This window comes from Flavobacterium sinopsychrotolerans, from assembly GCF_900110375.1.
Classification (GTDB): Bacteria; Bacteroidota; Bacteroidia; order Flavobacteriales; family Flavobacteriaceae; genus Flavobacterium; species Flavobacterium sinopsychrotolerans.
Genome location: NZ_FODN01000005.1, coordinates 125,176 through 146,708 on the forward strand (window position 1 = coordinate 125,176; position 21,533 = coordinate 146,708).

Sequence of the window (21,533 nt, forward strand, 5' to 3'; positions counted from 1 at the left end):
CTCCTTTTTTAAGAGGAGGTTTAAAATTCATTTTTTATACTACTAGAATTTGTAAGCTAGAGAAAGAGAAAAAACAGAGTTCTGTACATTCACATCTTCTTGTAAAGCATCTTTAAATTCGTCACTAAAAATGTTTGAAACTCCCATGTTATAACGAACTCCAGCAGAAAATTTCTCAGTAAAATCATAACCAGCACCAAAATTAATTCCGAAATCAGTAGAGTTAAATAATCTTTTAGAATCTATAGAGTTTCCATCCATCTTTATTTTTGCAGATGTTAAAAAACCTATTTGAGGACCTGCTTCTAAATTAAATTTATCTGCTACATAATATTTTGCCATTAAAGGAACATTGATGTAGGTCAAATTAAAACTTCCTTCATCACTATCTGACCCTTGTCCTGAAAACAAAACCTCAGGTTGCAATGCAAATTTATCAGATAATTTAATTTCTGCAAATCCACCAATATTCACACCTGTTAAATTAGATCCATCCTCAATATCACCCGAGAAATTAGCAAGGTTTAATCCACCTTTAACACCAAATTTTGTTTCTTGCGCATTAGCAAATCCAAAAGCAAATACAGCCGCAACTGTTAAAATAATTTTTTTCATGTTTGTTAGTTAAAATTAATGCGGCAAATGTAAATAACATCGTATTAAAAAAAAATATTTTTAAACAAAAAATTAAAATTAATCTGACAATAAATAAATTTATTTTTATTTAAAAATAGTAAAAACAACTAATAATCAATATATTAAAAAATAACTTCTCACTAAATTTAGTGAGAAGAATTTCAATTAAAAAAATATTTATTTGAAAATTAATACTTATTAATTAATCATAAGAAGTGTTAAAACTAAAGGAGAAAAAAGTATTAGTTTATGAGTATGTAATTTAACCAGAAGATTTTTGTGAAAGAAAAATATTTCGGAAAAAATGAATTAAAACGGAAAGCACATCAAATAAAAAAACCTCCCAAATTGGGAGGTTTAGAAATCTATTTCTAGAAATATTAGAATTTATATCCTAATGATACAGAGAATACATTGTTTGAAAGTTTAAAATCATCTCCAGAATCTGTTTTAGCGATATTAGATAAACCAAGGTTGTATCTTAAACCTGCAGATAAATTTTCTGTAAAATCATATCCAGCTCCAAAATTAAAACCAAAATCAATTGATTCAAATTCGTCTTTAACATCTTCGTCTCCTGATACAGTAATTCCAGATTCAGTAGCTGTGAAATCACTTTTTGCTGTTGTTAAAAATCCAATTTGTGGTCCTGCCTCAAGACTAAATCCCTCTGCTACATAATATTTAGCCATAACGGGAATATTTAAGTAAGATAAATTCAGATTACTTTCATAAGAATAGTTAGTACCAGATTCCTCAAGCTTTGTCCCCTGAGTAGAGAACAATAATTCCGGTTGTACAGAAAATTTATCTGAAACCTTAATTTCTACAAAACCTCCAACATGGAAACCTACTTTTGAAGAATTATCTTCAATATCTCCAGAAAGGTTAGCAACATTTAATCCACCTTTTACTCCAAATTTTGTTTCTTGCGCATTAGCAAATCCAAAAGCAAATACAGCCGCAACTGTTAAAATAATTTTTTTCATGTTTGTTTGTTTGTTAAAATTAATGCGGCAAATGTAAATAAGATCGTATTAAAACACACTATTTTTTAGTAAAAAATTAAAATTAATCTGATACTAAAGAAATTTATCTTTATTTAAAAATGATAAAGTGCTTATAATCAATATATTAAAAATAAGCTTCTCACTAAATTTAGTGAGATGAATTTCAATCAAAAAAAACATTTATTTGAAAGTTAATACTTATTAATTTGATTGTAAGAAGTATTAATACTAAAAAAATATTTTAGTAAAACGTATTAATCCATGAGTAAAGCAATCCAACCAGAAGATTTTTGCAAACGAAAAAAAATATCTCGAAAAAAATGAATTAAAACGGAAGGCACATCAAATAAAAAACCTCCCAAATTGAGAGGTTATTTACTGCTATACTTTTAAAAACATTAGAAATGCAACACAAAACCAATGTTAAATTGAAATGTATCTTTGTTACTATAATCCTCATTCAAACTGATATTATATCGTATTCCGGGTTCAACACTTACATTAGAACCCAAGAATATGGCATACCCCGCCTGAACACCAAAATAGGAAGGATCTTCATCAAGATCTTCAATTATACCACCTGAATAATCAACCTGTACGGGAATCATACTTAGAATATAATATTTCAATCCAATTTTATAAGAGACAACATTTGTATCAAAAAGATCTGTATTTATTCCTCCGTACCCTAAACCTCCTTTTATGGCTAAATCATCAATTACAAAATAACCAACCTCAGCACCAATATTGTATTCAGAATCTCCATCAGTGTTGGAATAACTAAAACCGGTATTGGAACCCGCTGCAACTCCAAAATTAGTGTTGGCTTCTATTAACCATTTTCCAGCAGCTGTTTGTCCAGTATCCTGAGCGTTTACAAAACTAAAAGCAAACACCATTACTAATGTTATTATAACTTTTTTCATGACTTATCATTTAAAATTTATAAATCAAAGTTAAAAAAACCAAATATGGGATTCCATATTTATCTGAAATACTCGTCAATAAACAAATAAATCAGATTAAGAGCATCAAAACACAACAATCACAAACAATTGAACTTCAATGTAATACATTTTAAACCTCAAATAAACAACTTCAAAAATGCATTAAAAAAGCATTTATCAAAATTTTGGACTAATTTTTGTCTTTGGTTTATAGTAAAAAAACAAAACAATAAAAATTAAACAAAACAGTTTTAAGTACATGTTCTAATTCAATTAAATAATAATCAATATTAAAAAAACAAATTATGAAAAGAATAATTTTAGTAGCAGTAGTTCTACTCGCAGCGTCAGTAGACATGCAAGCACAATTGGTTAAATTTGGTATAAAAGCAGGTTTAAATTACGCTAATCAAACTGGAAGTGACATTACACTTAATAGCGATAATTACAATACAGATGCCATAACGAGTTATCACGCTGGTCTAGTAGCAGAGATTAAAGTAACAGATGGTTTTTCTGTTCAGCCCGAATTGTTGTATTCCACTCAGGGTGCAACATACAAAAATGCTGCTGAAGAATTCAAAAATGAATTGGGCTACCTATCTATTCCCGTTTTGGCAAAATTTCATTTGAACAAAACAGTTAGTTTAGATCTTGGACCGCAAGCCTCTTTTTTATTGAGCGAAAGAAATGAATTTGACGTAAAAAATGCTGAAACTTTTGAGTTTGGAGTAGCAGGTGGCCTTGGATTTAATATCACTAAAAACTTCTTTTTACAAGGTCGTTATGTATTAGGACTGACTGAAGCTTCAAAAGATGCAGAAGTTAAGAATTCAGTAGTTCAAATATCTGCTGGATTTACTTTCTAATCCCAATAAAAAATTAAATTACTAAAACCGTTCTATAAATTGGAACGGTTTTTTTATTTTTACCAAAACAGGAATTATGAAATGAGCATATCGAATATGTAATAAAAACCAGATAAGTCATATGCGAATTCCATATTCAAATAAAAACAAATATTAACTACGTATGAAAATCAGTATCATCAACGGACCAAACCTAAATCTTCTAGGCAAACGTGAACCAGAAATTTATGGAAGTCAAACTTTTGAAGAATATTTTACCACTTTACAAATAAAATTTCCCACTATAGAATTCTCCTATTTTCAGAGTAATATTGAAGGCGAATTAATTGATAAAATTCAGGAATTTGGTTTTTCATTCGATGGCATTATCTTGAATGCCGGAGCGTACACGCATACTTCCATAGGAATTGGCGACGCTGTCAAAGCCGTTACTACTCCAGTTGTTGAAGTCCACATTTCGAATACTTTTTCCCGTGAAAGTTTTAGACATCAATCCTATATTTCAGGAAATGCCAAAGGAGTTATTCTGGGTTTTGGTTTAAAGAGTTACGAGCTAGCGATTCAGTCCTTTTTATAATTTTAAAATATAATTATCTACCAAAGAAATCTTTAACAAATAATTAATACGCCCTTTTTAAACTTCTTCTATTTTTGTGAAAGAAAAAACTTTCATGAAAAAATATTACTTACTACTGCTTTTCTTAGTTTCATTTGTCAGCAATGCACAAATAAAAGGAACTGTCTCTGACGAAAAAGGAAATCCCTTGCCTTTTGTTACTATTTTTCAGGAAGACACCTATAATGGAACCACTTCAAACGAACAAGGAAATTACGAGTTCAACTTAAATAAAAAAGGAAAACAATCCGTTGTTTTTCAGTTTTTAGGTTTTAAAACCCAAAAAGCAGTCATACAAACTGATAAATTGCCTTATGTTTTGAACATCAAAATGATCGAAGAAAGTTTCTCGTTGAACGAAGTAATCATTAGCAAAAAAAACAATCCGGCCTTAGCGATTATAAAAAGTGCGATTGCCAGCAGAAAACGAAACACCGAAAAAACAAATCGATTCAACGCAGACTTTTATTCCAGAGGTATTTTTAAACTAAAAAATGCACCGAAAAAAATATTAGGGCAAAAAATTGGTGACTTGGATGGTGCTTTGGATTCAACCGGAACCGGAATTATTTCATTGTCTGAAACCTTTTCGAAAATAGCATTTGAAAAACCCAACAACTTAAAAGAAGTCGTTACTGCGTCAAAAGTAAGTGGCAGCAACAATGGCTACAGCTACAATACGGCTAGATCTTCGTTCTACGATTTCTATGACAACACTATCGATTTTGGCATCCAAATGATTTCTCCAATAGCGAATAACGCTTTTAACTACTATAATTACAAGTTAGAAAGCACGTTTAATGACGAGAATGCCAATATGATTAACAAAATAAAAGTGACTGCAAAGCGTGACAGCGAACCCGTTTTTGAAGGATACATTTATATCGTGGAAGATTCCTGGGCAATTTACGCTGTTGATTTGGATATAAAAGGCTACCGAATAAAAGAAGAATTTCTTGATGTGATGACCTTAAAACAAAATTTCGGCTACAACAACAGCAATAAAATTTGGGCCAAAAACACCCAAAGTCTCGAAATCACAGCAGGCGCTTTTGGCATAAAATTTAACGGAAAATACAATTACGTGTATAGCAATTATGAATTCGTAGATGCTTTTGCTCCGAAAACATTTACAAATGAAATTACGCGCATCGAAATAAATGCCAATAAAAAAGACAGCTTATTTTGGAATACCAACAGACCCATTCCGTTAACAATGGAAGAAAGCACGGATTATATTAGAAAAGACAGTATTTACAAAGTCCGAAATTCTGAAAAATACTTAGACTCAATTGATGCAAAAGAAAATAAATTCAAACTATTAAAGTTGCTGACGGGCTACACGTATAAGAATAGTACTGAAAAACACAGTTTTAGTTACGAGGGATTATTAAATCTTGGTTCGCTAAGTTTCAACACCGTTCAAGGTTATAATTTTGATTCGGGGTTTCGATACACCAACTGGAAAAATCAGGAAAGTAAAGGAATATACACTTCCATAAGTACAAAACTCAATTACGGTTTTGCTGAAGATCGATTGCGTGTCACCGGGCAATTTATCCACCGTTTCAACAATCAGAATTATGCCACTTTATATATGACAGGTGGTAGTTCCGTAAAGCAATTTAACCCAAATGAACCTATCAGCAAAGCGATAAACACGATAAGTTCCTTGGCTTTCAAGAACAATTTCATGAAATTGTATAATTTGGAATCGGCGGCAATTGGCTACAGCCAAGATATTGCAAATGGAGTGAATCTAAATGGAAAGATAGAATACCAGCAACGCAAACCATTATTCAATAACACTGATTTTTCTTTGTTTAGCAAAGACGATTTATACACGTCGAATAATCCGTTGGCACCAAACGATTTCACTACTGCAGCTTTTAAAAAACACCATTTGACAAAAATTAATTTGCTGGCAAAAATCAATTTTGGAAATAAATATTCTTCCCGTCCTGATGGGAAATTTAACATCAGAAATGAAAAATATCCAACTCTTTATTTAGGCTATGAAAAAGCAGTTGCTACTAACGAAAAGAAGTATGAATTTGACCATTTCAATACCCGATTAATGTACGATTTGACATTGGGAAATAAAGGAATTTTAGGGATGAATCTAAAAGCAGGAAAATTTCTGAATGCGGATAATATTGCTTTTATAGATTACAAGCATTTTAATGGCAATCAAACCCACATAGGACAAACAGCGCGCTATTTGAATGTATTTAACTTATTGCCGTATTACTCTAATAGTACGAATGACAGCTATTTTGAAGCACATACGGAATACAACGACAAAGGTTATATCATGAATAAAATACCATTGTTGAACAAACTCAAATCAACTTTAATATTGGGAGCTCATGCACTGTCTACGCCCAATAACAAACCTTATACTGAAGTCACAGTTGGGTTGGACAATTTAGGTTTTGGAAAATTTAAAATGCTCCGTGTCGATTATGTACGTTCCTATCAAAATGGTTTTCAAGGTGACGGGGTTGTTTTTGGACTAAAGTTTTTAAATATATTGGAATAAAAAAAGAATCTATTTGTCAGTTCCAATACAGTCGGAAAATATTACGGCATCTCGAATGCGCTCGATGTGACAAAATCATAACGAATTAAAAAAGGCACCAAAAATAATTTCGGTGCCTTTTTTAATTTTATTGGATAAAAATCTAGTCATTGGGTTCCACATGAATTAACACATGTCCCAATTCTGGAATCTCTTCCCGCAAGGTATCTTTTAGTTTATGAGCGAGATCGTGTCCTTCTTTCACGGTAATATTTGAATCAACCGTTGCATGTAAATCCACGTGATATTGCATACCGGCTTTTCGAATGAAACATTTCTCGGTATCAATAATTCCATCCACCTGAATAGAAACCATTCGAATTTGTTCTATTAAATCATCATATAAATGCTCATCCATTATTTCGCCCAAAGCGGGTCTAAAAATAAGGTAACTGTTATAAAGTATGAATCCCGAGGCAAAAAGTGCTGCCCAATCATCAGCAGATTCGTATCCATTCCCTAAAATTAAAGCAACCGAAATCCCAAGAAATGCCGCCACAGAGGTTATTGCATCGCTGCGATGGTGCCAAGCATCAGCTCTTAGTGAGGAACTATTGGTTTGAATGCTTCTTTTCATCACGATTCGAAAAGAATATTCTTTCCAAATGATAATTGCAGCCAGAACGATTAATGTCCACGGTTTTGGCAATTGATGTGGCGTTCCAATATTGATGATACTTTCATAGGCAATAATCGTAGCCGAAGTGATCAAAAAACCTACAACTAGAAAAGTAATCAAAGGTTCTGCCCTACCATGACCGTAAGGATGGTTTTTATCAGCTGGCCTGTTTGAATATTTGATTCCAAATAACACCAAAAAAGAAGCAAAAATATCAGTCGTTGATTCAATTGCGTCGGCAATTAGTGCATACGAATTTCCAAAAAAACCGGCTAAGCCTTTTATAATTGCCAGACAAGTGTTTCCTATGATACTAAAATAAGTCGCCTTGATTGCCGTTTGTTCGCTTGACATGTATTTTATTTATAGGTGAAGTAAAACTAAAATCGTTTAAGTAAACCGAATTGAATTTTAGATTTAAATCCTTTCTAGCTTACTTAAACGATATTTTTTTATGATTTATGTTATTTACGCGCGTACAATATTCGCTCCAATAGCTCTCAATCGTTCGTCAATGCGTTCGTATCCTCTGTCGATTTGTTCAATGTTTTGAATGGTACTCGTTCCTTTTGCAGAAAGCGCAGCAATCAATAAGGAGATTCCGGCACGAATATCTGGTGATGACATTGTTGTTGCTTTGAGTTGTGATTTAAAATCATGTCCCATAACAACAGCACGGTGCGGATCACACAACATAATTTTTGCTCCCATGTCAATTAACTTGTCTACAAAAAACAATCTGCTTTCAAACATTTTTTGGTGAATCAAAACATCGCCTTTTGCTTGAGTAGCAACTACTAAAACAATACTCAATAAATCCGGAGTAAATCCAGGCCAAGGCGCATCAGCAATTGTAAGAATAGAACCGTCAATATCCGTTTTTACTTCATACCCATCTACGTGAGCAGGAATGTAAATATCATCGCCGCGACGTTCCAGGGTAATTCCAAGTTTTCTAAATGTGTTGGGGATTAAGCCAAGATTATCCCAACTTACATCTTTTATCGTAATCTCTGATTTTGTCATTGCAGCCAGACCAATCCAACTTCCGATTTCAATCATATCAGGAAGAATTCTATGCTCGCAACCGCCTAAACTTTCAACCCCTTCAATAGTCAATAAGTTAGAACCAACTCCTGTTATTTTAGCTCCCATGGAGTTCAACATCTTACACAATTGTTGCAAGTAAGGCTCACAAGCAGCGTTATAAACTGTTGTTTTTCCTTTGGCCAAAACTGCAGCCATAACAATATTTGCAGTTCCGGTAACGGATGCTTCGTCTAATAACATATCGGCACCTTTCAATCCTTTTGGTGCTTCTACACCATAGAAATGATCTTCTCTGTTATAACGGAATTTAGCGCCCAGATTGATGAATCCTTCAAAATGCGTGTCCAATCTTCTACGTCCAATTTTATCACCACCTGGTTTTGGAATATATCCTTTACCAAATCGTGCCAATAGTGGTCCAACAATCATAATAGAACCTCTTAGAGAACCGCCTTCTTTCTTGAATGCTTCGGTTTCCAGATACTGTATATTCACCTCATCGGCTTGAAAAGTATACGATCCTGATCCTGTTTTTTGGATTTTTACACCTAAATTTCCTAAAAGCGTAATTAGTTTATTGATATCTATAATATCGGGAATATTATTGATAATCACTTTTTTAGGCGTTAAAAGAACGGCACATAAAATTTGTAACGCTTCATTTTTAGCTCCTTGTGGCGTGATTTCTCCTTTTAGACTAATGCCTCCTTCTATTTTGAAAATTCCCATTTTTTACAGTTATGAGTTATAAATTATTAGATATAAGTTAAAAATTGACGAGTTAAAAGTTACTAAAATTCATAACTAAAAACCCCTGATTGATAACTGATTTACAAAGGTTTTCTATTTTGGTTTTTGTGAACTGGATTTGGTTTTCCCGTTTTTATATTCTTATTGCTAAGAATTTTGGGTTGACCAACCGGCAAGATTTTATTTGAAACCCGTTTGTTGGTTCGCAATAAATCTGTGGTATTTAATAATTCCTCTGTACTTTGAATCAAATTCAATTTCCCATCGGACAGTTCGTATAAATGTTCGAAAATTACATCATCTTTCACCGTGTCTTTATTCCAACTCAAGTATGATTTTTTCATGTGATTCGCAATCACTTTCACCAAAGCACTTTTCATCTCGCCATCTTCCCATTTATTGGCCACATCAATCATATATTTGATGTTATTGCCGTAAAATCTGTATTTTGGAAAATTCTGTGGGTATTTTAAAACATCCGGTTTCAATTGCAACACTTCACGCGAAGGAATTGGATACGGTGAATCAGCCACTAATTTAAAATCAGACATAATAAAAAGCTGATCCCATAATTTGTGCTGAAAATCAGGAACATCGCGCAAATGTGGATTCAAACTACCCATCACCTGAATAATGTATTTTGCCGCTTTGTTGCGTTCTACATCATCTTCAATTTTAGTTGCCTGATCAATCAATTTCTGCAAATGACGGCCGTACTCCGGAATAATCAAATGCGATCTCTCGGCATTATATTCCAAATGATGCACGACATCGTTCGAGTTTTCTTTAATGTATTTTGAATTCATATTCGAAAGTATCTGTTTTGATTCCTAATGCCTTTTTTTCGAATCGTAATACCATTCGAGCTTAGCACACCAAAATCTTGTGTTGTATTTAAAGGGAAATAATACCTTTTATTGTAGAAACTTCTAGGTATTTATCTACTATTTCTTGTGAATCTTTCACAGTGACATCAACAGATATGCTCGTAAACTTTCCTGTCTTGGATTTTGTGGTTTTGATAACCGCCCCCATACAATCAAAAGCCAACTCCACTCGTTCTACATTATCACTTTCTGTTGGTACAATAAATTTAAATAAGTATTCTGCTGGCCATGTATTGCTCATATCCAACTCCACTTTTAATCTATCATAAAATTCTTCAGTCTTCTTATCCATTTTCTATTTAAAAATAAAGGCAAATATACGGTTTCAAACGTAAATTATGAATTTTGAATTATGATTTTTTGTCTAATCGCATTTTAACCGCAATGATTTTTTCAAATCCCGATAAGTTTAAGTAAATTTGCCCCTTATTTTTTAAAAGTGCAAAAAGAAATCATAGTTATCATTGGCGGTCCAGGAACAGGTAAAACCACTATTATCGACGGATTGGTCGCTAAAGGACATTGTTGTTATCCCGAAATTTCCCGAGAGGTGACTTTGGAAGCAAAAAAACAAGGAATCGAGCAATTGTTCCTTGAAAAACCTTTGTTATTCAGCGAATTACTTCTTGAAGGAAGAAAGAAACAATTTCAAAATGCTTCAAAAGAGCCACATGAAGTTGTATTTATCGACAGAGGAATTCCGGATGTTTTGGCTTACATGCATTACATTGGCGATAGTTATCCTGCTACTTTTGATGCCGCTTGCCGGGAACATACCTATTCAAAAATATTCATTCTTCCGCCTTGGGAAGAAATTTACATCAGCGATCACGAACGTTACGAAAACTTCGAACAAGCGAAACTCATCTACAATCATCTTACGGAAACCTATCAAAGTTATGGTTATGAACTTATAGAAGTTCCAAAAGACACCATGGATAACAGAATTCTTTTTATCTTAGATGAAATTTCTAAATAGTCTGCAGGTTTAGGATTTAAGCTTTGGACTGTTTTTCAATGAAATGAAATCTATACTTTATGCAAGAAGCAGTTGCTATTCTTCAAAAATATTGGAAGCACGACAAATTCAGGTCGTTGCAAAAGGAAATTATCGATTCCGTTTTAAGCGGACATGACACCTTTGCATTGATGCCAACCGGCGGCGGAAAATCAGTTTGTTTCCAAATCCCGGCTATGATGAATGACGGAATTTGTCTAGTCATTTCACCTTTGGTAGCACTGATGAAAGATCAAGTCGCCAATTTGCAAAAGCGAAACATCAAAGCCATAGCATTAACAGGCGGAATTCGATCCGAGGAGATAATTGATTTACTGGACAATTGCCACTTCGGAAATTATAAATTCCTTTATTTATCGCCAGAACGTCTTCAATCCGATTGGATTTTGGAACGAATAAAAAATCTCCCCATCAATTTAATCACCATCGATGAAGCGCATTGCGTCTCACAATGGGGACATGATTTCCGGCCAGCTTATTTAAAAATTTCGGAACTAAAAAAGCATTTTCCATCAGTACCATTTTTAGCATTGACCGCTACTGCTACGCCAAGGGTCAAAGAAGACATCATCAACGAATTGGGATTACATAAACCACAAGTTTTCGAAAAATCATTCGCTAGAGAAAATATTGCTTACATGATTTTTGGGGTCGAGGATAAACTTTTTAGAATAGAACAAATTCTGAAGAAAAACCCACAACCTTCCATAATATATGTGCGAAACAGAAAATCGTGTCTGGATATTTCTTCCCAACTGAATTCGTTAGGATTTAAAGCTACCTATTATCACGGCGGACTTTCGTCCAAAGAAAAAGACAAAAACATGCAATCCTGGATGAACGAAGAGGTGCAGGTTATTGTGGCTACGAATGCTTTTGGAATGGGAATTGACAAAGCCAATGTAAAAACGGTCATTCACATTCAACTTCCTGAAAACATGGAAAATTATTACCAGGAAGCCGGACGTGCGGGAAGAAATGGAGAAAGAGCCTTTGCTGTTTTATTGACCAGTCCTTCTGATGTTATTCAGGCTCAAAGCCAATTTATCAATATTCTTCCCGATAAAAAGTTTTTGAATCTCATGTATGTTAAGCTCTGTAACTATTTTCAAATCGCTTACGGAGAAGGAATCAATGAACAGTTCAACTTCAATTTGCATCATTTTTGTTTAAAATATGAATTCCCAACACTGAAAACGTACAACGCCATGCAATTTCTCGACCGACAAGGAATAATTAGTCTGTCCCAAGAATTTTCGGAAAAAATTACGCTGCAATTTCTAATTCCTTCCAAAGAAGTGATTCGGTATATGAGTTTAAATCCAAACGACGAGGAAATCATTTTAGCCATTTTACGCACATATCCGGGAATTTACGAAATGCAAACTGCTTTCAACCTCCAGCTGATTGCCAAAAAATCAAATCATAAGGAAACTGAAATCCAAGCAGTTTTACATAAATTAAAAGAAAAAGAAATCATAGATTACCATTCGAAAAATAATGATGCCACATTAATTTTCAATGAAGTTCGTGAAGATGACAGAACCATCAATCGGGTTTCAAAACATTTAGAGAATCAAAATCAATTAAAAAAAGAGCAGCTTCAATCCGTAATCCACTACATTAGTGAGAAAAAAGTGTGCAAAAACAAGTTGATTCTAAATTATTTTGGCGAAAAGACAACCGTAGATTGCGGTATTTGCTCCTTTTGCATTACCAAGAAAATAAAGAAAAAAGATGTATCGCTGCTTTCTACAGCAATAATTACTTTATTGCAAGCCGAAGATCTAAATTCGAGAGACATTCAAAATAAAACTAAAAATAGTCCGGACGAAGTTATTGGCGTACTTCAGGATTTATTAGAAAACAACACAATTTTGGTTAAACCAAATAACAAATATACTTTACGATCATAATGGAAAAATTACGAATTGTTTTTATGGGTACGCCCGAATTTGCAGTGGGAATATTAGACACAATAATCAAAAACAACTATGAGGTTGTAGGTGTCATAACTGCTGCAGATAAACCAGCAGGCCGCGGACAAAAATTAAAGTATTCTGCAGTAAAGGAATACGCGCTGGTTCATAATCTAACTTTATTACAGCCTTTAAACTTAAAAGACGAAACTTTTTTAGCTGAATTAAAAGCGCTGAATGCTAATTTACAAATTGTAGTTGCGTTTAGAATGTTGCCAAAAGTTGTTTGGGAAATGCCATCCTTAGGAACTTTTAATCTTCACGCTTCACTCCTGCCGAATTATCGCGGTGCCGCACCAATAAATTGGGCAATCATCAATGGAGAAACTAAAACGGGTGTCACCACTTTTTTTATCGATGATAAAATTGATACGGGGGCAATGATTTTAAGTTCGGAAATTCCAATTGATGAAACCGAAAATGCAGGACATTTACACGACCGATTAATGGAATTAGGAAGCAAGACCATTATTGACACTTTGAAAATGATCGAAACAGGAAACGTATCGACAGAAATCCAAAAAGATACCGCTGAAATTAAAACAGCCTACAAACTCAACAAAGAGAATTGCAAAATTGACTGGACAAAATCAGCTCAGGAAATAAACAATCTGATTAGAGGTTTGAGTCCCTATCCAGCAGCTTGGTGTTTCTTTAGCGACAACAATGAAGAATGGAATGTAAAAATATATGAAGCCAAAATAATTTCTGAGGAGCACTCCATCGCGATTGGAAGTTTAATTTGCACCAAAAAAGAAATGAAAATTGCAGTAAAAAACGGATTTGTCCAAATACTTAATTTACAGTTTCCGGGTAAAAAGAAAATGAGCACACCAGAATTATTGAATGGGATTGCATTTTCAGCAGATGCAAAAGTCTATTAACATCAATAAAAACGGGCTTTTTTAAATTTTGACATTGATTTATCAACAAAAAAATTAAGTTATCAACAAAACAAACTAAATTAACACAAAACACTTGCAAGGAACGTATTTCCTACTAAATTTGTGTATTAACAATTTTTTTTAACCAACAATTAATAACTTTTATTATGAACAAATCAGAATTAATCGATGCTATCGCTGCTGATGCAGGAATCACAAAAGCTGCAGCAAAATTAGCTTTAGAGTCATTTTTAGGAAATGTAGGAGATACTTTGAAAAAAGGAGGAAGAGTTTCTTTAGTAGGTTTCGGATCATGGTCAGTTTCTGCTAGAGCTGCAAGAGATGGTAGAAACCCTCAAACAGGTAAAACTATCCAAATTGCTGCTAAAAACGTAGTGAAATTTAAAGCAGGTGCAGAATTAGAAGGTGCGGTAAACTAGTTTTAACCCCCTTAATATAATCAAAACCTTCCATCTGGAAGGTTTTTTTATACATTTAGACGATTTTATTTGGCACTATTATAATAAAAAACTTAAATTTAATAAAAAATAAAATCCAATGATTACAGAAAAATTAAAAAAAGGATATTTGCTTATTGCAGAGCCTACGATAATTGGGGATTTATCATTTAATAGATCGGTAATTTTATTAGCTGATTATAATCAAGAGGGATCCGTTGGTTTTATAATTAATAAACCTTTGAAATATACCATCCATGATTTAATTCCAGATATTGATGCTAGATTTAAAATTTACAATGGAGGCCCTGTAGAACAAGACAATCTTTATTTTATTCATAATAGACCAGATTTGATTTCTAATAGCATTGAGATCTCAAATGGGATATATTGGGGAGGTGATTTTGAATCTACGAAAGAACTCATCAATGAAGGAAAAATAAGCAAGAATAATATCCGATTCTTTTTAGGATATACGGGTTGGGATGAAAAACAATTAGAATCCGAGATGGAAAACAACTCATGGATCATTACTGCAAATAGCTATGAAAATAAAATAATTGGAAAATCAGCCACTCATTTCTGGAAAGAACAAATCATGGAATTAGGTGGTGAATATCTGATCTGGTCGAATGCTCCAGAAAATCCATACTTAAATTAAGTACTACTTATCATTTCGTTGAGTTTCGCCAACAGTTGAAGAGATATTTTAGTGGCGAAAGTTTTTTTACGATATTGTGTTATTGGTTGTATCCCTTTTATAACATTAGTTATAAATAATTCATCTGCTTTTTGAAGATCAAATGGAGAGATCACCTCTTCTACAACGTCTAAATTTTCTATCTGTTTAGCTAAACTTAGGATCTGCTTCCTCATAATCCCATTTAAGCAGCCTTCAGAAACCGGTGGCGTAATCAATTTATTACCCATTAACATAAAGATATTTCCTTGCAGTGCTTCAATTATATTCTTACTGTCATTAAGTAACAAACAATTATCTAACCCATTTTCATTTGCAAAAATACTTCCTGTTATATTGATGATTTTATTAGTTGTTTTGATAGAGGATAACAATTGTTTTGTGACATAAAAGTCTTTGTATAAATCTACTTCATACTCCTTTTTTTCGAAGGAATACAAGCTGTTTTCGAGCGCTAAAGCATGAATTAAAAAAGACACAGTATTATCTTGCGGCAAATAATAACCACCGTCGTTTCTATACACTGTAATTCTGGCACGAGAAGAAGACGTCAATCCATTTTTATTAACTAAAGCAAGGATTTGTTCTTCCAGAAACTCCATGGTAAAATTCATTGGAATTTCCATTCGAACCACACGCATAGAAGACATTAATCTAAAATAGTGATCCTCCAGAAAAAGAATTTTATTGTTTATTATTTTAACTGTTTCAAAAACTCCATCACCATATAAAAAAGCACGATTTTGAGTCAATATATTGGCATCCTGAGACACTATAGTTCCATTAAAATTAATCATAAAAAAAGCCCTAAATTTTATTCAGGGCAAATATAAGTTATAAAAAATGATTTTCTATACAGAACCAATCAGATGTTTCAAATCAGAAATTTGATTTTCCCACAGTAGTGTTGCTTCATCGACTTCATCTTTATGAGCAAAATCAACTACCATTAAAGAAACGTCTTTCGTGAGCTCATCGACTAAGATATGCAATTCAAAAAAGTACTCGGTATCTTTACTATTTTCATCTACCCACTTGAATTTTACTTTTTCACCGGTTTTCTTAGAAGCTAGTCTTGCTTTTTCTTCAGAGTCATTCCAAATAAAAGTAAAAAATTCACCACGAGAATTGACATTGTCGGCAAACCATTCAGACAAACCTGATGGTGTCGATATATATTGATACAACAATTGAGGCGAGGAATTTATGGGGAACTCGATTTCGTAACGTACTTTTTGATCCATGAGCTACATTTAATTTTTCGGAAATATATAGAATATAACTACAAAAAAAAAGCATTTTTAAAAATATTTTTTTTTATTAAAAATATGCTTGCAAGCTCTAATATTATTTTTATATTTGCACCCGCATTCAGGGGTGGATTTCCACCCTAATCATGGCGAGATAGCTCAGTTGGTTAGAGCGCAGGATTCATAACCCTGAGGTCCCGAGTTCAAATCTCGGTCTCGCTACCAAAGCAAAAACCCTAACATCAATATGTTAGGGTTTTTTATTGGAATTATATTTCGAAAATAAAGACTTTAAAACGCTCAAGTGAGGACTTCAGTGAGGAAAGGGAGTGAGGAATTTTATAAATTGAGATACAGATATTACTAAGCATTAAACAGAAAAGGTATAAATGAAATGTAGTTTTTCATTAATTCTTTTAAACTTTAGCCAAATATTTTAATTTCCGCTTCAGTTTTGGTGGCGATTTGTAGCTCTAATTAAAGCTGAGTACATCAAATGATTTTTATTATTCAAATTATAAAGCCCCAGAACTTTACGTGTTTTGTTTAACAATTAAAAATTCTAGAAATACTTAATAACTAATTATAAAGTTGTTTACGAAACATCCCACAAAAATCAAAGTAAAAAATTAAGTAAAAATTAATACAGCTATTAAATTTGATTTAAATTATTCTTTATATTTGAATTCAATTTTAGATTTATATCTAAAATAAAAAAACAAATTTAAACTTTATAGAAAATGAAAAAAATAGTAACATTTGCAGTAATCGCTTTATTTACCATTAATTTAAGTGCACAGGAATCAAAACCTGTTGTAAAAGAAAAAGCTAAAAAAGAATCCTGTTGTGCAAAAAAAGACACAAAAACTAAAGCGATGACTGCCGCTGAAGTGGCTAAGTGTAAAGCGAAATGCAAAGCAGAAGGAAAAACTTGCAAAACAGCTTGTTAAGTAAAAGCTGATTTAAAATACATTTAAATTACCTTTAAATAGAAAACGCCTCTAAAATTTAGAGGCGTTTTCTATTTAAAGGTAATTCATGGGAAAATTGAGCTTTTATTATTTTACCCTAACACTCCATTCAAAATCCATTTCAGATACCTGAACTCCAGTTTCGTTCATTCCGATAGATTTCATCCAAAACGTTTGTCCTTCTCCGGTTGCAATTGTTTCTTGAATTGCTTTTTCTATTAAATGGCCGTCATTACAGGTAAAAGTTATTCTGCCTGTCGCTTTTTTTGTGAAATTTCCTTTATTATTAGCTACCAGCATCGAAATTTTCCGTCCGCTTTTTGCAATTTGATACATGACCAGAGCACCTGTCGAAAGTTCAGCTGCCATGGCTTGCACTGCAAAATACATAGAGTTAAACGGATTTTGATTAATCCACCGGTGTTTTACTGATACTACACATTTGTTTGCATCAATTTCTTTTACACGTACACCACAAAAAAATGCCGACGGTAATTTGAAGAGTAAAAATTTATTGAGTTTAGATACGGTAAGTTTCATTATTACAGGTTTTTTTGCTAAAATACAAAAAAATAGTATGCGTACATATAAAATTAATTTGTTAATTTTATGTTAATATTTGGTACTATGCGAAACAAGATACTGTCTTTTAGACATATATTTGCATAAGAAATTACTAGGTAGCACATTTAGTAAACAATCTAAAAAGTTTTAATCATCATCAAAATCAAAAAAAATGGAAACAACTACTGAAAAAAATATTGCAACATTTACACATTTGAGTTCCTTAACGCAATACTTCATTCCTTTTGGAAATTATATTTTTCCAATAATTCTATGGAGTAGCAAAAAAGAGGAATCTGAATTTGTAGATCACAACGGAAAGCAAGTCCTGAATTTTCAATTAAGTTTATTACTGTACTCTTTAGTACTGATTATGATTGCAATTCCTTCATTTATTATTTCGGTGTTTAAGGATACTTCATTTGAAACATTAGTGCATCATCATGACATTACGCTTTCAAATTTCAACATTGAAAATAATATTGGAATGTTAACAGTTGGATTAATTTGTGTTTTGCTTTTTGGACTTTTGAAAGTGGCTGAATTCTTTTTGATTATTTACGCTTCAATCAAAACATCAAATGGAGAAAGATATAAATATCCAATAACGATTCCGTTCATTAAATAAGGAAGCAATAAGGTTAAAAAAAAATAGACGTAATAGGTAAAGCGAACGAATTAGCCCTGACTGAAACGACATCCTTTACTTGCTTTCTTTAAGCAAGTAAAGATAAAGTGGAAAGCAGGAATAAGCTTCAAAAAATAAAAAGAGTATCAGGCAATACGAGATTGCTTCGTTTCTCGCAATGACAAATCATCAATCAAAAAATGAACTGTTTAATCAACACAAAATCAAAAAAAAGAAATTATGAACATTGAAAACACAAAAGCCCAGATGCGAAAAGGTGTTCTCGAGTTTTGCATCCTATCTGTTTTAAAAGAAAAAGATGCCTACACATCGGAAATACTGGACACTTTAAAAAATGCAAAATTATTAGTCGTGGAGGGAACCATTTATCCGCTGCTAACACGACTAAAAAATGATGGATTACTGAACTACCGTTGGGAAGAATCCACATCAGGACCACCAAGAAAATATTACGGTCTAACCGAAATAGGACAAACTTTTTTAAATGAACTAAATGGTACCTGGACTGAATTATCCGATGCCGTAAACCTAATAACCAACCAAAAATAATAGTCATGAACAAAACTGTAAATATAAACCTAGGCGGAATGTTCTTTCATATCGATGAAGATGCATACCAAAAAATGACACGCTACTTTGACGCTATAAAACGTTCTTTATCCAATTCATCAGGACACGATGAAATTATTAAGGACATTGAAATGCGTGTTTCGGAATTATTGAATGAGAAGCAAAAAACCGACAAATATGTTATTGGTTTAAAAGACGTAGATGAAGTGATTGCTGTCATGGGACAACCGGAAGATTACATCATTGAAGATGAATTGAAAGGAACCAATTCCTATAGTAACAATACAAACCGAAGAACAAAAAAACTATACCGTGACAGGGAAAAAGGGATGATTAGCGGTGTTTCAGCAGGATTAGGACATTACTTTGGGATTGATGCTGTATGGATCAGAATCGCACTTATTTTATTAGTTTTTGCTGGATTTGGAACTGGAATTCTGATCTACATCATTCTTTGGATTGTAACTCCTGAAGCGGTCACTACGACAGAGAAACTGGAAATGACAGGAGAACCTGTTACCATTTCAAACATTGAAAAAAAAGTCCGTGAGGAATTTGAAAATGTTTCTGATAAAATAAAAAATGCTGATTATGACAAATATGGAAATCAAATAAAAACGGGAGCTGAAAAATTGGGCAGTTCTTTTGGAGATTTTATCATAACAGTTTTCAAGATTTTTGCAAAATTCTTAGGAGTGATTTTAATCATTACCGGAATAACAGTATTATTTTTTTTGCTAGTAGGTATTTTCACATTAGGATCCGGATTATTTATTGATTTTCCTTGGCAAGGTTTTATAGAAGCTGGTAATTTCACGGATTATCCTATCTGGGCTTTTGGACTTTTGATGTTCTTTGCTGTTGGAATTCCTTTCTTTTTCCTTGCGTTATTAGGGTTCAAGCTTTTAGCTCCAAATATGAAATCTATTGGAAATATTGCAAAATACACGTTGTTAGCACTTTGGTTAATTGCAGTTTCAATAGCGATATCAATTGGAATAAAACAAGCCAGTGCGTTTGCCGTAGACGGACGAGTGGTTAAGAAAGAAATTATTACTTTGAATCCAAATGACACGCTATTCATCAAATTCAAACACAATGATTATTTTGCAAAAAATGTTGAGGACCGCAATGATTTCATGGTCACCCAAGATTCTACAGGAACTGATATTATTTATTCAAATGAAGTTAGTTTTAAAATAGAAAATACTGATGAAAAACTACCTTACATCCAAATTGAAAAAGAGGCAAGCGGAAAATCATTATCAGAAGCCAAAAAAAGAGCCGAAAAAATTAAATATGCTTATAAAATAATTGGAAATCAATTAATTTTAGACAACTATTTAGTAACCGATTTAAAAAACAAATACAGAGATCAAGAAATTGAAATAACATTATATTTGCCTAAAGGGACTCTGATAAAACCAGATGCTTCCATGAGACATTATGATCGTACTGATGGAGATTACTTCTTATGGAATCCAGATTCCAACAACGACATCTACAGAGTTGAAGATAATAAAATAAAATGCTTAAATTGTCCTGCTGATGAAAATGAATATAACGACAATGAAAACGACAGTACTGAAACGTCAGTTACCATCAATGAAGACGGGGTTTCTGTAACAAATGACACTTTGATTAATTCAAAAAATAACATTAAAGAATTAAAAATAAATAAAGACGGTATCATCATTAAAACGAATTAGTTATGTTAAAAATCATCACGTTAATCACAAAATTCATTCTGGTTGCCTTAACAGCTTTGTTATTCGCTTCGTGCAACCACTCCATTAATTTGAATTCAATAGAAGGAAGTGGCAACATAACCACGGAGAAACGTACTGTTGAAGGTAATTTCAAAAGCATAGAAGTCAACAATTCCATTGACCTTGTCATAGAACAATCAGATAAAATGGAAATAGTGGTTGAAGCTGATGATAATTTGCAAAAACACATCACTACCAAAGTTGAAAATGGAACTCTTGTTATTTCATTTGATAAAAATTCTTTTTCAAATGCAGGTTCTAAAAAAGTAACGGTAAAAATGCCTGTAATTGATGAATTAGAAGCGACAAGCAGCGCAACAATCACGAGCAAGAATACACTGAAAGGCGAAAACATAAGATTGAATACGTCCAGTGCCGCCTCAATTGATATCAATATTGAATCTGATATTATTACGTGTGATTCCAGCAGTGGAAGCAGCATCACCATCAATGGAAAAGCATTAAAGATGGAAACAACCGCATCAAGTGGAAGCGAAATTAATGCTACAAAATTACTAGCCAACGAAATAACAGCTGATGTTTCCAGTGGTGCCTCTATAAATGTTCACCCAATTGTGAGCTTACTTGCCGAGGCTTCCAGTGGTGGTGAAATAAGCTACGACATACAGCCAAAATCGATTCAAAAGAAAACGAGTTCAGGAGGAACTATTAGCCAAGAATAGAATCCTAATTTTACTTAAAGCAAAAAAACATCCACCAATCATGGGTGTTTTTTTTGACCTAATTTTATTGAAA

Annotated in this window: 23 protein-coding genes and 1 tRNA gene; 14 read left to right on the plus strand and 10 right to left on the minus strand. The window is 32.9% G+C overall.

The annotated features are described in order from the left end of the window. Positions 1 to 42: 42 nt before the first annotated feature. The 3 genes from BMX64_RS10515 to BMX64_RS10525 form a co-directional block, all read right to left on the minus strand. Complete coding sequence (locus BMX64_RS10515; protein ID WP_091171598.1) at positions 43 to 615, minus strand: porin family protein; 573 nt, start codon at positions 613 to 615, stop codon at positions 43 to 45. 401 nt (positions 616 to 1,016) lie between these two features. After that, on the minus strand, positions 1,017 to 1,625 hold the full coding sequence (locus BMX64_RS10520) for a porin family protein (RefSeq protein ID WP_091171601.1): 609 nt from the start codon (positions 1,623 to 1,625) through the stop codon (positions 1,017 to 1,019). Positions 1,626 to 2,044: 419 nt separating this feature from the next. Then, positions 2,045 to 2,572 (minus strand): outer membrane beta-barrel protein, encoded by a 528-nt coding sequence (locus BMX64_RS10525; protein ID WP_091171603.1) that lies wholly within the window; start codon positions 2,570 to 2,572, stop codon positions 2,045 to 2,047. Positions 2,573 to 2,898: 326 nt separating this feature from the next. Here BMX64_RS10525 and BMX64_RS10530 point away from each other — a divergent pair, with 326 nt between their 5' ends. From BMX64_RS10530 to BMX64_RS10540, 3 genes are all read left to right on the plus strand, one after another. Then, positions 2,899 to 3,462 (plus strand): porin family protein, encoded by a 564-nt coding sequence (locus BMX64_RS10530; RefSeq protein WP_091171605.1) that lies wholly within the window; start codon positions 2,899 to 2,901, stop codon positions 3,460 to 3,462. Between the two features lie 163 nt (positions 3,463 to 3,625). Then, complete coding sequence (aroQ, locus tag BMX64_RS10535) at positions 3,626 to 4,039, plus strand: type II 3-dehydroquinate dehydratase (RefSeq protein WP_091171607.1); 414 nt, start codon at positions 3,626 to 3,628, stop codon at positions 4,037 to 4,039. Positions 4,040 to 4,133: 94 nt separating this feature from the next. Further along, complete coding sequence (locus tag BMX64_RS10540) at positions 4,134 to 6,620, plus strand: DUF5686 and carboxypeptidase regulatory-like domain-containing protein (RefSeq protein ID WP_091171609.1); 2,487 nt, start codon at positions 4,134 to 4,136, stop codon at positions 6,618 to 6,620. A gap of 142 nt (positions 6,621 to 6,762) precedes the next feature. Here BMX64_RS10540 and BMX64_RS10545 read toward each other — a convergent pair whose 3' ends face one another. The 4 genes from BMX64_RS10545 to BMX64_RS10560 form a co-directional block, all read right to left on the minus strand. After that, on the minus strand, positions 6,763 to 7,632 hold the full coding sequence (locus BMX64_RS10545) for a cation diffusion facilitator family transporter (protein ID WP_091171611.1): 870 nt from the start codon (positions 7,630 to 7,632) through the stop codon (positions 6,763 to 6,765). Between the two features lie 114 nt (positions 7,633 to 7,746). Beyond that, complete coding sequence (murA, locus tag BMX64_RS10550) at positions 7,747 to 9,057, minus strand: UDP-N-acetylglucosamine 1-carboxyvinyltransferase (RefSeq protein WP_091171613.1); 1,311 nt, start codon at positions 9,055 to 9,057, stop codon at positions 7,747 to 7,749. Between the two features lie 101 nt (positions 9,058 to 9,158). Beyond that, on the minus strand, positions 9,159 to 9,884 hold the full coding sequence (locus tag BMX64_RS10555) for a DUF4290 domain-containing protein (protein ID WP_091171614.1): 726 nt from the start codon (positions 9,882 to 9,884) through the stop codon (positions 9,159 to 9,161). Positions 9,885 to 9,972: 88 nt separating this feature from the next. Continuing rightward, positions 9,973 to 10,257 carry a DUF493 family protein gene (locus tag BMX64_RS10560; protein ID WP_091171617.1) on the minus strand — a complete coding sequence of 95 codons (285 nt, stop codon included), beginning with the start codon at positions 10,255 to 10,257 and terminating at the stop codon, positions 9,973 to 9,975. Positions 10,258 to 10,404: 147 nt separating this feature from the next. On the opposite strand from BMX64_RS10560, the gene BMX64_RS10565 reads away from it, so the two are divergent. The 5 genes from BMX64_RS10565 to BMX64_RS10585 all read left to right on the plus strand — a co-directional run bounded on the left by BMX64_RS10565 (position 10,405) and on the right by BMX64_RS10585 (position 14,965). Then, positions 10,405 to 10,944 (plus strand): AAA family ATPase, encoded by a 540-nt coding sequence (locus BMX64_RS10565; protein ID WP_091171620.1) that lies wholly within the window; start codon positions 10,405 to 10,407, stop codon positions 10,942 to 10,944. Positions 10,945 to 11,003: 59 nt separating this feature from the next. Further along, positions 11,004 to 12,899: a RecQ family ATP-dependent DNA helicase gene (locus BMX64_RS10570; RefSeq protein ID WP_091171623.1), complete on the plus strand. Its 1,896-nt coding sequence runs from the start codon at positions 11,004 to 11,006 to the stop codon at positions 12,897 to 12,899. Further along, positions 12,899 to 13,846 carry a methionyl-tRNA formyltransferase gene (gene fmt, locus BMX64_RS10575; protein WP_091171625.1) on the plus strand — a complete coding sequence of 316 codons (948 nt, stop codon included), beginning with the start codon at positions 12,899 to 12,901 and terminating at the stop codon, positions 13,844 to 13,846. The genes BMX64_RS10570 and fmt overlap by 1 nt, the downstream gene beginning before the upstream one ends. Positions 13,847 to 14,013: 167 nt before the next feature. Next, the gene (locus BMX64_RS10580; protein ID WP_091171627.1) at positions 14,014 to 14,286 is read left to right on the plus strand and encodes an HU family DNA-binding protein; all 273 of its coding nucleotides are present in this window, start codon (positions 14,014 to 14,016) and stop codon (positions 14,284 to 14,286) included. 118 nt (positions 14,287 to 14,404) lie between these two features. After that, entirely contained in the window at positions 14,405 to 14,965 is a 561-nt protein-coding gene (locus tag BMX64_RS10585) for a YqgE/AlgH family protein (protein WP_091171629.1), read from the plus strand. Here the strand turns inward: BMX64_RS10585 and BMX64_RS10590 are convergent. Next, complete coding sequence (locus BMX64_RS10590) at positions 14,962 to 15,801, minus strand: aminotransferase class IV (RefSeq protein ID WP_091171631.1); 840 nt, start codon at positions 15,799 to 15,801, stop codon at positions 14,962 to 14,964. The two genes, BMX64_RS10585 and BMX64_RS10590, sit on opposite strands and share 4 nt — an antisense overlap. A 54-nt stretch (positions 15,802 to 15,855) precedes the next feature. Further along, positions 15,856 to 16,248 (minus strand): START-like domain-containing protein, encoded by a 393-nt coding sequence (locus tag BMX64_RS10595; protein WP_091171633.1) that lies wholly within the window; start codon positions 16,246 to 16,248, stop codon positions 15,856 to 15,858. 154 nt (positions 16,249 to 16,402) lie between these two features. Between BMX64_RS10595 and BMX64_RS10600 the strand changes: the two genes are divergently transcribed. Then, positions 16,403 to 16,479, plus strand: a tRNA-Met gene (locus BMX64_RS10600). Positions 16,480 to 16,994: 515 nt separating this feature from the next. Further along, positions 16,995 to 17,204, plus strand: a complete 210-nt coding sequence (locus BMX64_RS10605) for a hypothetical protein (RefSeq protein WP_091171636.1) — start codon at positions 16,995 to 16,997, stop codon at positions 17,202 to 17,204. 108 nt (positions 17,205 to 17,312) lie between these two features. Here BMX64_RS10605 and BMX64_RS10610 read toward each other — a convergent pair whose 3' ends face one another. Continuing rightward, positions 17,313 to 17,765: a DUF4442 domain-containing protein gene (locus tag BMX64_RS10610; protein WP_091171638.1), complete on the minus strand. Its 453-nt coding sequence runs from the start codon at positions 17,763 to 17,765 to the stop codon at positions 17,313 to 17,315. Between the two features lie 196 nt (positions 17,766 to 17,961). Here BMX64_RS10610 and BMX64_RS10615 point away from each other — a divergent pair, with 196 nt between their 5' ends. From BMX64_RS10615 to BMX64_RS10630, 4 genes are all read left to right on the plus strand, one after another. After that, on the plus strand, positions 17,962 to 18,417 hold the full coding sequence (locus BMX64_RS10615; RefSeq protein WP_091171640.1) for a DUF4870 domain-containing protein: 456 nt from the start codon (positions 17,962 to 17,964) through the stop codon (positions 18,415 to 18,417). A 240-nt stretch (positions 18,418 to 18,657) separates the two neighbouring features. Further along, positions 18,658 to 18,987 carry a PadR family transcriptional regulator gene (locus BMX64_RS10620; RefSeq protein WP_073210148.1) on the plus strand — a complete coding sequence of 110 codons (330 nt, stop codon included), beginning with the start codon at positions 18,658 to 18,660 and terminating at the stop codon, positions 18,985 to 18,987. A 5-nt stretch (positions 18,988 to 18,992) separates the two neighbouring features. Further along, complete coding sequence (locus BMX64_RS10625) at positions 18,993 to 20,717, plus strand: PspC domain-containing protein (protein ID WP_091171642.1); 1,725 nt, start codon at positions 18,993 to 18,995, stop codon at positions 20,715 to 20,717. A gap of 2 nt (positions 20,718 to 20,719) precedes the next feature. Beyond that, a complete protein-coding gene (locus BMX64_RS10630; RefSeq protein ID WP_091171644.1) occupies positions 20,720 to 21,460 on the plus strand; it encodes a head GIN domain-containing protein in 741 nt (246 codons plus the stop codon). The last annotated feature ends 73 nt before the right edge of the window (positions 21,461 to 21,533 follow it).